Origin of the sequence: Synechococcus sp. MU1651 (assembly GCF_023630635.1) — a bacterium.
In the GTDB taxonomy this organism is placed as follows: domain Bacteria; phylum Cyanobacteriota; class Cyanobacteriia; order PCC-6307; family Cyanobiaceae; genus Parasynechococcus.
On record NZ_JAKUHJ010000001.1, the window covers coordinates 480,460 to 493,095 of the forward strand.

At 61.3% G+C, this 12,636-nt stretch carries 16 protein-coding genes; 4 read left to right on the forward strand and 12 right to left on the reverse strand.

Annotated features, from left to right (window positions below; all coding sequences use genetic code 11):
• Position 1 precedes the first annotated feature (1 nt).
• From glgA to menD, 4 genes are read right to left on the reverse strand one after another with little or no spacing between them, the layout of a single operon-like run.
• Positions 2–1,537 (reverse strand): glycogen synthase GlgA, encoded by a 1,536-nt coding sequence (glgA, locus tag NCN05_RS02810; RefSeq protein WP_186515177.1) that lies wholly within the window; start codon positions 1,535–1,537, stop codon positions 2–4.
• Between the two features lie 55 nt (positions 1,538–1,592).
• On the reverse strand, positions 1,593–2,144 hold the full coding sequence (locus NCN05_RS02815) for a L,D-transpeptidase (protein ID WP_250396880.1): 552 nt from the start codon (positions 2,142–2,144) through the stop codon (positions 1,593–1,595).
• Complete coding sequence (menB, locus tag NCN05_RS02820; protein WP_250396881.1) at positions 2,144–3,013, reverse strand: 1,4-dihydroxy-2-naphthoyl-CoA synthase; 870 nt, start codon at positions 3,011–3,013, stop codon at positions 2,144–2,146. The genes NCN05_RS02815 and menB overlap by 1 nt, the downstream gene beginning before the upstream one ends.
• A 5-nt stretch (positions 3,014–3,018) precedes the next feature.
• Complete coding sequence (gene menD / locus NCN05_RS02825) at positions 3,019–4,704, reverse strand: 2-succinyl-5-enolpyruvyl-6-hydroxy-3-cyclohexene-1-carboxylic-acid synthase (RefSeq protein WP_250396882.1); 1,686 nt, start codon at positions 4,702–4,704, stop codon at positions 3,019–3,021.
• Positions 4,705–4,761: 57 nt separating this feature from the next.
• On the opposite strand from menD, the gene lepB reads away from it, so the two are divergent.
• Both lepB and NCN05_RS02835 read left to right on the forward strand, forming a co-directional pair.
• Complete coding sequence (gene lepB / locus NCN05_RS02830; protein ID WP_250396883.1) at positions 4,762–5,352, forward strand: signal peptidase I; 591 nt, start codon at positions 4,762–4,764, stop codon at positions 5,350–5,352.
• A 49-nt stretch (positions 5,353–5,401) separates the two neighbouring features.
• Positions 5,402–5,755 carry a DUF760 domain-containing protein gene (locus NCN05_RS02835; protein ID WP_250396884.1) on the forward strand — a complete coding sequence of 118 codons (354 nt, stop codon included), beginning with the start codon at positions 5,402–5,404 and terminating at the stop codon, positions 5,753–5,755.
• On the opposite strand, the gene NCN05_RS02840 is transcribed toward NCN05_RS02835, so the two are convergent.
• Together NCN05_RS02840 and NCN05_RS02845 are read right to left on the reverse strand one after the other, a co-directional pair.
• Complete coding sequence (locus tag NCN05_RS02840) at positions 5,745–6,938, reverse strand: DUF4336 domain-containing protein (protein WP_250396885.1); 1,194 nt, start codon at positions 6,936–6,938, stop codon at positions 5,745–5,747. The two genes, NCN05_RS02835 and NCN05_RS02840, sit on opposite strands and share 11 nt — an antisense overlap.
• A 231-nt stretch (positions 6,939–7,169) precedes the next feature.
• A complete protein-coding gene (locus NCN05_RS02845) occupies positions 7,170–7,343 on the reverse strand; it encodes a DUF8633 family putative protein (protein WP_170951000.1) in 174 nt (57 codons plus the stop codon).
• Positions 7,344–8,209: 866 nt separating this feature from the next.
• On the opposite strand from NCN05_RS02845, the gene NCN05_RS02850 reads away from it, so the two are divergent.
• On the forward strand, positions 8,210–8,392 hold the full coding sequence (locus NCN05_RS02850; RefSeq protein ID WP_170950632.1) for a hypothetical protein: 183 nt from the start codon (positions 8,210–8,212) through the stop codon (positions 8,390–8,392).
• Positions 8,393–8,394: 2 nt separating this feature from the next.
• Here NCN05_RS02850 and NCN05_RS02855 read toward each other — a convergent pair whose 3' ends face one another.
• The 6 genes from NCN05_RS02855 to NCN05_RS02880 all read right to left on the reverse strand — a co-directional run bounded on the left by NCN05_RS02855 (position 8,395) and on the right by NCN05_RS02880 (position 11,828).
• Entirely contained in the window at positions 8,395–10,029 is a 1,635-nt protein-coding gene (locus NCN05_RS02855) for a hydroxysqualene dehydroxylase (RefSeq protein WP_250396886.1), read from the reverse strand.
• Between the two features lie 238 nt (positions 10,030–10,267).
• A complete protein-coding gene (locus tag NCN05_RS02860) occupies positions 10,268–10,477 on the reverse strand; it encodes a hypothetical protein (protein ID WP_186495574.1) in 210 nt (69 codons plus the stop codon).
• Positions 10,470–10,622 carry a hypothetical protein gene (locus tag NCN05_RS02865; protein WP_250396887.1) on the reverse strand — a complete coding sequence of 51 codons (153 nt, stop codon included), beginning with the start codon at positions 10,620–10,622 and terminating at the stop codon, positions 10,470–10,472. Before NCN05_RS02865 ends, NCN05_RS02860 begins: the two co-directional genes overlap by 8 nt.
• 24 nt (positions 10,623–10,646) lie before the next feature.
• Positions 10,647–10,874 carry a hypothetical protein gene (locus NCN05_RS02870; RefSeq protein ID WP_250396888.1) on the reverse strand — a complete coding sequence of 76 codons (228 nt, stop codon included), beginning with the start codon at positions 10,872–10,874 and terminating at the stop codon, positions 10,647–10,649.
• Positions 10,875–10,979: 105 nt separating this feature from the next.
• On the reverse strand, positions 10,980–11,627 hold the full coding sequence (locus NCN05_RS02875; protein WP_250396889.1) for a ParA family protein: 648 nt from the start codon (positions 11,625–11,627) through the stop codon (positions 10,980–10,982).
• A 9-nt stretch (positions 11,628–11,636) separates the two neighbouring features.
• Positions 11,637–11,828: a hypothetical protein gene (locus NCN05_RS02880; protein WP_226400170.1), complete on the reverse strand. Its 192-nt coding sequence runs from the start codon at positions 11,826–11,828 to the stop codon at positions 11,637–11,639.
• Positions 11,829–11,861: 33 nt separating this feature from the next.
• On the opposite strand from NCN05_RS02880, the gene NCN05_RS02885 reads away from it, so the two are divergent.
• Positions 11,862–12,149, forward strand: a complete 288-nt coding sequence (locus NCN05_RS02885) for a hypothetical protein (protein WP_250396890.1) — start codon at positions 11,862–11,864, stop codon at positions 12,147–12,149.
• Positions 12,150–12,636: the final 487 nt, after the last annotated feature.

Below are 12,636 nucleotides of genomic sequence, written 5' to 3' on the forward strand. Positions count from 1 at the left end.
CTCAACTGGATCGACGACCGAAGAGGCGATTCAGGGGATTCCGGCCGGCGGAGGTCACCTCAGCAGGAACCCTGGCCTCTTCAGTCTGCCCCTCGGAACGGGAAGGATCAGCAGCCTGCCCCTGAGAGAACTGTTCCACCAGGGCAGCATCCGGGGTGGGTTCCTTGATGCCGCAGACGTCCTTGTACATGAGGTCGTAATCGACCGCGGAACGATCCCAGCTGTAGTCCTGATTCATGCCGCGTTTCTGCAGCTCGACCCAGCTGTCCCGATGGCGGAACGCCTCCCAGGCCCGCACCAGGGCTGTGTAGAAGTCGACCGGTTCAAAGCGATCGAAGCAGAAGCCTGTGCCGCTGTCGGCAGCGGGGATGTGGGGCGGAACGGTGTCAACGAGACCACCAACCTTGCGAACAACGGGCACTGAGCCGTAGCGCATGGCGTAGAGCTGGCTGATGCCACAGGGCTCAAACCGGCTGGGCATCAGGAAGGCATCGCTGCCGCCGTAGATCAACCGCGACAGGTCGTCGTCGTAGGTGAGGAAGACGGCGCACTTGCCGGGGTGACGGGATGCGAGTTGCCAGAGCCCGGATTCCAGCCCCCGGTCGCCGGTGCCCAGCACAACGATCTGGGTGTCGGTGTAGGCCAGCAGACGATCAGCCACCTGCAGCAACAGATCAACTCCCTTCTGGTCGACAAGGCGGCTGACCATGCCAAGGACGAAGGCGTCCTCCCGCACCTCCAGCCCCATGCGCTCCTGGAGCACCTTCTTGCACACCGCCTTGCCGGAGAGGTCGTCGGCGCTGAAGTTTGCCGGCAGGGAGCGATCGGTGGCTGGATCCCAGGCATCCAGATCAATGCCGTTGAGGATGCCGCGCAGCTTGCCCGAGACAAAGTTGAGCAGACCCTCAAGCTTTTCGCCGTATTCCGCCGTGCGGATCTCCTGGGCGTAGGTGGGCGACACCGCATTTACGCGGTCGGCGTAGAGCAGCGCAGCAGCCATGGTGTGATCCCCCTGCATGTACCAGGGGCACCAGGTCATGCGATCGAGCTTCCAGCGCCAGGGACCCTGGTACTTGAGGTTATGGATGGTGAAGACCGTGCTGATTTCCGGGTCCTGATGCATCCACACCGGGATCATCCCGGTGTGCCAGTCGTGGCAATGCAGCACCTGGGGTTTCCAGACGTTCCAGGAGAATTCGGCAGCAGCACTGGCGAAGAAGGTGAAGCGCCAGTCTTCGTCGTCGCCGCCATAGATGCGCTCCGGGTCGAACACCGGATGACCCACCAGATAGATCGTCATCCCATTGGTGGGATGCTTCGTTTCATAGACGGCGAACTCGGTGCCCATGGTCTGGGCTCGCCAGATCGGCTCCGCCGGCACGTTGAGGCGGCTCCAGAGCTTGGCGTAGCCCGGCATGATCAAGCGCACGTCATGGCCGAGCTTGGCCAATGCCGGGGGCAGAGAGCCAACAACATCGCCCATCCCTCCAACCTTGATCATCGGGGCGCATTCCGCTGCAGCGAAGAGGATGCGCATGTCTCAGATCGGCGTTGGCGCGGCGACTTTAAGGGGAATTTAGGAATCTGTTCCGTCAGGGAAGAACCGTCACCTGAGTTCCAAGCGACACCTGGCGATACAGGGCACGCACATCCTCGTTGTAAAGCCGCACACAGCCATGGGAGACGGCCCGTCCCACCGTCCAGCGGTGGGGGGTGCCGTGGAACCCCGTGGTGGTGCATCCCTTGATCGTGATCCAGGCATCGCCGTCATGGGCATCACGGCCGCGGCAATCGCGATGGAAAGCGATCCAGTGGCTGCCCAGGGGATTGTTGGCCCCCTGTTCCTCCACCCGCTCGCCACTCACCGGATGCACCCACACCGGATTGGGGATCTTCTGAAGCACTTCAAAGCGTCCGGTGGGGGTTTCCCAGCCGGGCATTCCGATGGCCACCGGAAAGGCGTTGCGCAGCCTGCCGTTGTCGAGCAGGAACACACGGCGACGGCCGCGCAACATCACCACATGGCGAGTGCTGTTGCTCCGCAGATCCTGAGGCAGTGAAGCCAGGCCTGCCGTCACGGAATCCTCAGCCGCCGCCTGCAGCAGGGCCAGCGGTTCCGGCGGAGGAAGAGGAAGCATCCCCATCAGGGTAACCAGCCTGTCTCGGAAAAATCCGGAGACCGCTTCTCAAGGAAGGCATTGCGGCCTTCCACGGCTTCTTCGGTTCGATAAAAAAGGTGGGTGGCATTGCCCGCCAATTCCTGCAACCCAGCGAGGCCATCGGTTTCGGCATTGAATGCGGCCTTGAGGCAACGGATGGCCGTGGGGCTGTGCTGCAGCACCTCGCGGGCCCAGCGCACCCCCTCCGCCTCCAACTGCTCCAACGGCACCACGGCGTTGACGAGCCCCATATCCAACGCCTCCTTGGCGCCATAACGGCGGCAGAGAAACCAAATTTCACGGGCCTTGCGCTGGCCAACCACCCGCGCCAGGTAGCCCGCACCAAAGCCGCCATCAAAACTGCCGACCTTGGGGCCGGTCTGACCGAACACAGCGTTCTCGGCAGCAAGGCTGAGGTCGCAGAGCAGATGCAACACCTGGCCGCCGCCCATGGCATAGCCGGCCACCAGGCCGATCACCACCTTGGGCAGGCTGCGGATGATGCGCTGCAGATCCAGCACGTTCAGGCGGGGTAAGCCATCCTCACCGACGTAACCGCCGTCGCCACGAACACTCTGGTCGCCGCCGGAACAGAAGGCATAGCCACCATCGGGGGCTGGACCAACGCCGGTGAACAGCACCACACCAGTGTCACGGTCATCCCGGATGCGCGTGAAGGCATCACAGAGCTCCATCACCGTCTGCGGACGGAAGGCGTTGCGCTTGGCGGGGCGGTTGATGGCCACACGCGCCAGGCCGTCAGCGCAACGGTCCACAAGGATGTCCTGGTAGCTGCCCCACGGTGTCCATTGCGCGGTTGGCGCACCGGGGAGCACCTGACGCATGTCACTCATCGGGTTCAGGGCTCGGTGCGCTCATTCTGGGCAGCGGCGCGCAGCTGCTGACGCAGGGCAGCATCACGACCGCGGTCGCTGCACAAGCGCAACAACACCGGCCGTTGCTGCGACAAGCCCCAGGCCAAGGCCTCCTGCAGATCCTCCAGACAGGCCACCTGGCGTCCAGACACTCCGTGGGCTGCCGCCAGGGCCAGGGGATCCACCTGCTGGGGCATGGCGAAGAGCGCTTCGAAGCCCGGCGTGGCAATGGGCAGCTGCTGAAAAATGCCGCCGCCGCCGTTGTCGATCAGCAGCACCAGCAGTGGTGGAGCAGCAGCAGCGGACGATGCATGCAGCCAGCCGTTGCTGTCATGCAGCAGGGCCAGATCACCGGTCACCAGCGCCAACGGACCGAGATTCGCCGCCAGACCCATGGCGAGGGACAAGGTGCCGTCGATGCCCGAAGCCCCGCGGAAACTGAAGCAACGGTGGCGGCCGCAGGCGGGCCCGCCCCAGGTCAACCAGTCGCGCACCGGTGAACTGGCGGCCAACATCACTGGCAACCGCTCCGGCAGGAGCTGGGGAAGCCAGTGGGCCAGAGCGGGCTCATTCACGGCGCCACGCAAGGGCAGCTGGGCCTCGATCCAGGCCGAGAGGTCGTCGGTACCAACCGATGGCTTGCTCTGCTTGTCCAGCCCTGGCTGTTGGGCGATCCAGGCGGCCATGCCCCCGGACCATTGGCTGGCCACCTGCAACGGATCCAGCGGCCTTGAATCCCCTTCGGTGATCACCAGTTGAGGGCCTTGATGGCGCTGAAGCCAGGCCTCCAACCGCCTGCTGGCGGGCATGGGTCCCAGCCGCAACACCTGAGCGTCGTCAGGCAGGTTCAGCCGATCCAGTTGCAGCTCCCAGTGCTCGATGCGGTTGGGGCAATCGGGGGCAAGGGAAGCGAGGGGATCAGCCAACAGAGGCCAACCGCTGAAATTCAGCCAGCGATGCAGGGCCTGTTGATAGGCCTCCGCCGCGGGCGAAAGACCGCGCCAAGGGCCCGCAATCACAACCCCCGGGCGCTCTGGATCAAGGCGAGGCGCAGGTGCGATCTCGGGCGAAGGCTCAGGGCAAGCCGTGGGCGGGAGCACAGCCGAAACCAGCTGTTGCTGCTGTTCAAGGGTGGTGTGCAGCGGCTCCTCGAAGGGCAAGTTGAGGTGAACCGCACCCGGCGGCCCAGCGCCTGAACCCTGGGCTTGCTGCCAGGCCTGCACCGCCAGGGCGTTGAGGGCGTCGTTGGCCTGGGTGTGGACACCGTCTGCCGCTCCACTGGCAAACCAGCGACAGGCCGAGAGCAGAAAAGATTCCTGATTAACCGTCTGGTTGGCACCGCAATTTTTGAGCCGGGCGGGGCGATCCGCCGTGAGCAGCAGCAAGGGCTGACAGGAGCGGTCCGCCTCCACCGCAGCGGGAAGCAGGTTCGCCACCGCCGTGCCGGAGGTGGTGACCACTGCCACGGCACGGCCATGGGCGGTCGCCATGCCGAGGGCCATAAAGGCGGCCGAACGCTCGTCGATGGCCGTGACCAACTGCAGCTTCGCCTGAGACGCCAGCATTCCCGCCGCGGTTGCCAGGGGGCCGGAACGGCTGCCAGGGCAGAGCACCAGCTGCTTCAGCCCCTGGAGACAAAGAGCCTCCAGCAGCGTGAGAGCGGCCTGCAAGTTGGCGCGAGCGATGGTCAGTGCAGCAGGCCAGGCTGGTGTGATCTTCGGTCAACGATGACCCAACCCACGACACCCGCTCCAGGAGAAGACAGCAAGGGCTTCTGGCGCAATCTGATTCTCTGGGCCCTGCTGGCGCTGCTGCTGCGCTGGTTGGTGGTGGAACCGCGCTGGATCCCCTCAGGCTCGATGCTGCCCACCCTGCAGCTGCAGGACCGCATCCTGGTGGAGAAGGTGAGGCCCCGCCTGGCCCGCAGCCGCCACAGCCATCTGCACCGGGGCGATGTGGTGGTGTTCGCCCCGCCGGAGCAGCTCGTGGCCGCCGGCTACGACGCATCCGCTGCACTGATCAAACGGGTGGTGGGGCTGCCTGGCGATCAGTTGGAGGTGCACGACGGCAGGCTGATCCGCAACGGTGAACCGGCTGCGGAACCCTGGTTGGCGGAAGCGATCAACTACGAAATGGCCCCGATCACCGTGCCGGCGGATCAGCTGTGGGTGATGGGGGACAACCGCAATGCCAGCCTCGATTCCCACCTCTGGGGATCACTGCCGGAAACCAATGTTCTGGGCACGGCGGTGTGGCGGTATTGGCCGCTGCAGAGGTTCGGTCCGTTACGGATCACCGAAAGCAGCGATGGCAGTTGATTCCAAGGGCCTGCGTTAGGGTCAAGTCCGTGATGAACATCACAGGCGAATGTTTAACCCCGAGTTTCTGACAACTGAGAGCAGTGACGGTCAAGCGGGGAACAGCCTGATCCAGTACCTGCAGGAGCAGTCGCCAGACACCCTGCAGCGGGTCGCTAAATCAGCTAGCAACGATATTCAGGACATCATTCGCCACAACGTTCAAGGGCTGCTGGGAATGCTTCCCGGCGAGCACTTTGAGGTGAAGGTGACAGCGAACCGCGACAACCTCGCCAACATGTTGGCCTCGGCCATGATGACGGGTTATTTCCTGCGCCAGATGGAACAGCGCAAGGAGCTGGAAGAGACGCTGTTCGCTGACGAACAGATGGCGATCGAGCCGGAAGACGAACTCAAGCTTTGATCACGGGCTGATCAGGCACAACGCCGAGATCAAGCAAACGCTGATCAATGGATCCAAGAAACTCCCAGTTCTCAGAACTTGGAGCCCAGTCCCGCTGTTGCAATGACGCGAGCAGGTGTTGCACCGTTTCGGGCGTGAATGTGACCGGCGCGCTGTAGTGGGCCGGCACCAGCCAGCGCAGCTCAGCCTGGCCGCTCAACTCCTGCAGCCATCGCAACAGAGCCTCTTTGGCTCTGGGCAACACCAACCGCTCAAGCACCGGGGCCACCTGCAGCCTGGGCGCGTCTTCGCCGATCAAGCCATCGGCTGCCGCCTGCCAACCGGCCTTCCAGCGGAAGGGGTAGAGGCCGAAGTGGGCTTTCAGGGAACGGAGCCCCGGCTTGAACGCATCCCGCAGCAACTCCGGCAGCTCTGGCACCTCCAGCGGTTCCGGCCTCAGGTAGGAGGCAAACAGCACCAGCCGGGCCCAACCGCGGCGGCGAGCTTCCGCTGAATCACTGAGGGGCTCATCGCCGCGTTCGCGTGCATGGAACAGCAGTGGGGTTGGATCGAGATCGAACAACGCTGGGGGTTCGGCACTGATGCCCACCAGGGCGTCGGTCACCAACAGAGCGCCAGAGGGGCGATGCAAACAGGAGACTTCCTGAAAGCGGCCCACGCCAAGGTCGAGCGGTCCAAGGGAGAACCACTCACAAACGTCGTCATGGGGGATGCCATCGTCGAACAACACCTTGGTGCGACGGGCCGGCACACCCAGCCAAGCCAGGGGCAACTGCACCGGGAAGCTCCACTGCCCCGGACACACCCAGATGTCCGCATCCCGGAAGGCGCGGGCCAGGGGACCAAGGGGAAGCTTGTGCTCCAAACCAGAGGCGGTGGGCAGCACGATCGTGCGCACGGGGCCGTGTTGTTGCTCCAGCCCGGCGATGGCTTGGCGCACTTCACCGGTGGGCGGCAGAGGGTTCACCAACATCAAGCCGCCGGGCACCTTGGCCACGGTGAGCCGCACCGGGACGGCCACGTAATACACCCCCTGCAGTTGCTCCAGACTCCAGAGCTGGCCAGGGATCAGCTCAGTGAACAGCGTGCGGCGACGGCCGTAGGGGTAAAGCGGCAGCAGCGGCCAGAAACTCCAGCGCTGATCCGCAGGATTCACACCAGCTCCAGCCACCACACTTCCCATCAATGCAGTGATTCTGCAGAGGAATGGATCAGGCCAGAGGCAAACCACCCACTCCGGCGCAGAACAGCACCACTCGCCCGGTTGCCGCCACCCCCCGAACACCAATGAGCCATCCCTCAGGTGAGGGAGTGTTCAAGGCGTCGCCCTCCCTCAAAAGGGGGAGACAGAACGTATAACCCCACCCACATTTCCATCAACAACCAGACCACCTGCACAAGGAAAGGGTCGAATTCAGCGGCGATTGGAGCGCTTGGAGTGGCTGTGTTTCGACGACAAATGCAACAGGTTGGATGCCTTGTCTTGCTCTTCCACCTTGGTGAGCTTTTTCACCAGAGTCCAGGTGTCTTGCGCAGACATTTCCCCATCGTTCTCCCATTTGATGCTCGACAATTCAGCAGGAGACATCAAGGGAAGACGTGTCTTTTCAACTTAAGGAACGTGGTGTCGATGTGGCCGTTGCCACCAAGTGATGTCACTTAAGACAATCGGAAGTTGGTTTGCCTGGATACAACGTTCTGCAAGAAGGCAATAAAAAAGCCTCAGCCGCATGGGCTGAAGCCAGGTGATGGGGAACAAATGAAACATACCGGCCCTGCACCCACAATCAAGGGCTGAGGACACCACATCTGGTGGCTGGCGCAGCCTTGCCGAGGCAATGAACACCAATGAGATCCAGCTGCCAACCCGAGAAGGTCAGTGCGAACCGAACCAGGAGCAACAGGTGCCAAGACGGATCGTCAACAACGCCAGAACGCCAACCGCTGCAGCCACAAACGACACTCCCATCAGCTGCTGACGGCGCTTCTCACTTCTGGCCCCGACCGATTGGCTGCCGTTCAACAGAAAAATCCAGACTCGCCAACTTAAGCGTTTTCAGTAACTTGCGCTACCAAAACAGGCGTTCTGCCGGCGATGCTGCGGCGGCTGCGTGCGCTGAGTTGCGTGCGCGCCCTGAGATGACGGTGACGGCGACAGGGCCTTTCATACAGATCGGCGCTGTTTTTCCACGAGCGCGGGTAGGGCCAGCTGCGTTTGACCGCAGGCGAATTGGTTGTTCTGCAACACCAACAGGCGTGGAGCCACAGGGCGGTCATGCCACAGATCAAACCAGTCATGGCTGCATGATGAAACCCATCGGGGCGGCGTCAAGCGCAGGCCAGCAACCTAAGCAACGCTGAGTCATCCCCCCGCAGCTCTGCGTGAATGAGTGATACGGCCTGTTGCCAAGTGGCCTAAGGCCGATGCAGAACGGGTGCATCGGATCAGCAGCCATGGCCAAGCGTCGCTTTCTCGAAAAGCAACCGCTCACCGAAGCGGAAGGACTGACCGCCCTGATCATGATGGGGGTGGGGCTCACCCTGGGTGGCATCAGCGTGACCATCCTGATGGCGCTGAATGCCTCAGCCGCAGGGTCTTGGCAGGAACTCTGGCTTTCAGGTCAACTGAATTTCTGAGCTCAGGCCAACCAAGGCCAACGGATCCCAAACGCCTCCAGGGGGTCCATCACGAGCTTGTTGAGGGCCCGGCCCAACAGCACCTGGGGTTCTTCCGGACGGATCGGCCGCACCGGATGTTCTGGGCGCGTCGGAGCATTCGCCCCTCTCACCACCCCAGTGCGCATCAAGGCGTTGGCCGCCTCTAGGCCACAGACGTAGGCCCGTTCCTGGCACAGCCCCTTGGCACCGTGCTCGCGTTCGCCCATCCGCACCCAATCGCCAGCGCAGACAACAGTCGGAAGTGCCGTCTGCAGCGGTGGCCGCTGGCTGAAACTGCCGGGGGAGAACAACGACACCGAGCCCGGGTAACGCCGCACCTCAAACTCCAGCACCTGGGCAAGCCGGAAGGCCGGCACCGCCTGGGGCAACAGCTCCTTCAGCAGGGTGTCGACGATCTCCTGATCACTCAAGGCTGCGATTGCCGTGGCGTTGTAGAAGTCGCTGGCCACCACGGATCCCTGGGGCTCGCTGCCAGCCCAGAGCGCATCAAGATCCGCATTCTGCAGCTGGTCGAGCATGAAAAATGTGGCGCCCGCACCCTGTAAGGCGTCAAAACGCGAGAAGACATTGGCGGGATCGGCGACTGCGATGGTGCGATCCAGCCACAACCGCACCGACACCACATCAATCGCCCCCAAACCGCCAGCAGCCGCCAGCTCCGGCATCACATCACTGCAACGCGGCGACTCCGCCATCAGAGCATGCATGCCCTTGGCACCCACCGCCAGCACAACCGCATCAACGTCATCAACAACGCTGGAGAGGCCAGTTGCTTTGCAACGGACCTCCACCGACCGAATCGCTTCGCCTGGCTGATCAAGATTCAGGCGCGTGGCCAACGTTCCTCCCAGAACAGTGAGCAGACCCGAGCCGAGCAGGCGTTCCGCCAGGGGAGCGATCAGCTGCTCGGCGATGCTGCCAGTGCGAATCCAGCGCACATCAAAGGAATCTTGATGCGCCAGGGCGTAGTAGTAGAGCAGCTCCATGGTGACGGCTGCCGACAATTCCTCCGGTGGCTTGAACAGACCCACCAAAAGAATCGGACGCAAGAATTCGTCGATCATCCGCTCCGTGATTCCCAGTTGGCGGAACAGGGTCAACGCATCGATGGCGTCGTAACGCCGGAAGGTCTCCTTGTTGCGGTTTAGATCAAGCATCGCCACCAAAAGGCCGGCAATGCTCAGGCGATCGGCAAAAGGCAGGCGCTTGAAGTTCTTGATCGTTGCCATGGCCTGCCCCAGGGGGCTGGGCAACTGCAAGCCGTCACCGAACACCGGGGCCGTGGCCTCCAGACCGGCGGGAGACCAGAAGGCGCTTGTGGTGAATGCGGTGAACACGTCGGTGAGCCCAAGCTCATCGGTCAGCGCATTGATGTTGGGGTAATCCCTCCAAAAGCCCCGGGTGCCCGCTTCGAAGGGTTTACCACTGGCCGTGCGCATCGGCGTCCTCCCCGTGGGATCCGACATCCCATCGACCAGGGTGACGCGAACACCGGCTTCACAGAGGGTTTTGGCTGCACCCCAGCCGGCCCAGCCTCCACCGATCACCACCACATGGGAGGCATCAGCGTTAGCGGCCTTGGAAAGCTCAGGCATCGACCAAACAGAGATGCTGGGAGAGGCTTCACATCATGCAGCCATGGCACGAAAAAGGTCGCCATCGCCACAGAGAAGAGGGAATGAATAGCGTCGTCTGGAGATGAAACCGTTTTATGGCTTCAGATTCAGCCGTCCGCTGGCCTGTTTTTCTGCCATTGGTGCTGTTCTTTGGTGGCATCGGTGCCGCAGCAGCGATGACCCAGTTGCTGGGATCGTTCTGAGCTTCAGGGCGCGATCAGACCAGATTCAAAGCCTCAAGCACTTGAGCTCGAATCCCGCCGAGACGAAACCAAGCTTGAACGGCATCGGCCTTGCTGGTGTAGGGCCGCCAGTCGTCTTCATGCATCCGCCGTTGGATGTGGCGCAACACCCGCTCTGCGACGACACGATCGCTGGATGCCTTCAGAACAATCTGCCGGCCATTCAGCTCAAACGTGTCACTCATTTTTTGGAGGTTTGATCAGCTCACCGGTCTGCAACGACACCACAGCAAAGCTGCTCACAAAGACCACCGCCACCAGAGCGAGGAAGGCCGCTGTGAGATTGCTGATCTCAAGCTGCCCGAGCATGAAGGCAAATGAGGTGGCCATCAAAAGCAGCAACTGCTTCTGAACTTAAACGGGCTCGTCGTTGTTCAAATTGCCAAGAACCACGCCTGCCATCGACAAACCAATGGCAAGCATCACAACGGCTTCGATCATGCGGCTTTGGTGGAGATGCTCGGCGTCTTGAGCAGAACCGCCGCAGCGGATGCAGTAACCGTCGCCTGTCCAGTGGAAGCGGATTGAGCCTGGGGCTGCCAGGTGGATGCTGCTGAGCAACGGGTGGGATTCTTCAACCAAGAACTGCGACCCATCAACCTTCAATCAGCTGAGGTAAGGATTGCGGCTGAAGCTCAGAAGATCTGTCTGATTGGCGACCGACGCCAAAAGTGAGCTGTTTCTTGATCAAGCACTAATGGCGTCAGGCGTTACTGCCGACAAGCGATCACGGATCTGAACAGCAGCCTGGCAATAGGCCGCCCATCCCCCCATGCGCCTCAGATCGGCACGGCCACGGTCATCGACGGCATTCGACACACAAACACCCTCCACTTCTGCTTTTTCAAACGCCGCCAACAAGGGGATTTCCGCCTGCATCACATCCACATCAAAACCCTCCAAAATTTGGCGTGCTTCCTGCGCAAGCCGTTGTTTTCGGCTGTCCACCTTCACCAACAATGCGGCATGCATGGTGTCCATCTGCCTGAGGATTGAGGAGAGTTCAACAGTGAGCTCAACCGATCTCGCCTGCGGCGTAGTGGGCAGCAAAACAAGATCTGCTCCGGCCGAAAGATTCTTGAGTTCATCTTCGTGGCTGCTGGCCTGCCCGTCGGTGATGATCACTTGGGCATGGCGGGTGGCCTTTGCTGCAGCCTCCACAGGCACCACTTCAAACGGAAGCATCCCCCGGGCTGCGTAGGCGGTTGCCGAGCGGTTGCGATCCGCATCAACAACACACACCGACAGGTCCTGCTGGGCCCAGACACAAGCCAAATGAATGCTGGTGCAGGTTTTTGCCACACCACCCTTCTGGCCAAAGACAGTCAAAAACATGGCTGAGGTTCAGATGCGCGGAATGATCGCGTCGTTGGGGAAGAACTCTTCAAACACACAGATGCGGTCGGCCCAACGGGCCTCCACTTCCAAACGCATCAGGCGATTGCGCACCCACATCAAGGTGTCCACATCAATCGGTTTATGGAACTTGTGCTGCTGTGCCTTCACCCAATCATCCTTGCTCTGAGCGCTGTTCATGACCGCGAAAACTGACCTGCCCACACCGTACGGATGGCATCCTTCGGCGCCATGAGCTTCACACTGAGTAAGCATCAAGGATCACTCAATCGCAGCAGAACTGTTCAGCAGAACAACGAATTAATGGAAGCTTTGAGTCCAAGCCAGAGCGATAAGGGCCTGAACCTCGTGATCGGTAGCCGATCCATCATTCCGACCATTCAAGCGGCGACAGAATCGATTCAATTCACCTTCAGCCGTGATGACCCAGAAAGCACCTCAACTGAAGCCACGCCCGGTGCACACACCACCCAAACGCGCTTGAGGCACTTAAAGGCTTGAATCAACCCATCGGAGCTGAACAGATTTCCTGTTCTGTAACAGTACGGTGGACACGTTGGTTAACACCACCCTTATAAACGATCTGTAGCAACTGCTACCCAATCACGTTCACCTCGTTTTCAGCGAGGCGCAGTTCGACTCAGGCCATGGAACGGGACCTAAGCTTGCTTCGAGGAAACAGTTTCTCAAGCAAAGAATCAAAGAACCGTTGGCAATACAAGGATTTCGGAGGCTAAGAGATTCTCTTTTGTCCACTGTTTGTTCCACTGAATGATCCACAGTTCTGAGGCTTGGATGAGGGCTCTCTGACCCAACTTCACACCGGGTCGATTTGTCGCCACTCTGAGCAAGTCAACAAACACGAGCCCCTTTATTCAGAGCTGGGGGGCTCTTTTTTATGCAAGCGAAGCCACTGCCCTCGTAGCGGTGGCCTCGCCGCTCCAAGGTCAGTCGTCCAACGGAGCACTTTTGTCGTAACCCTGCTTCG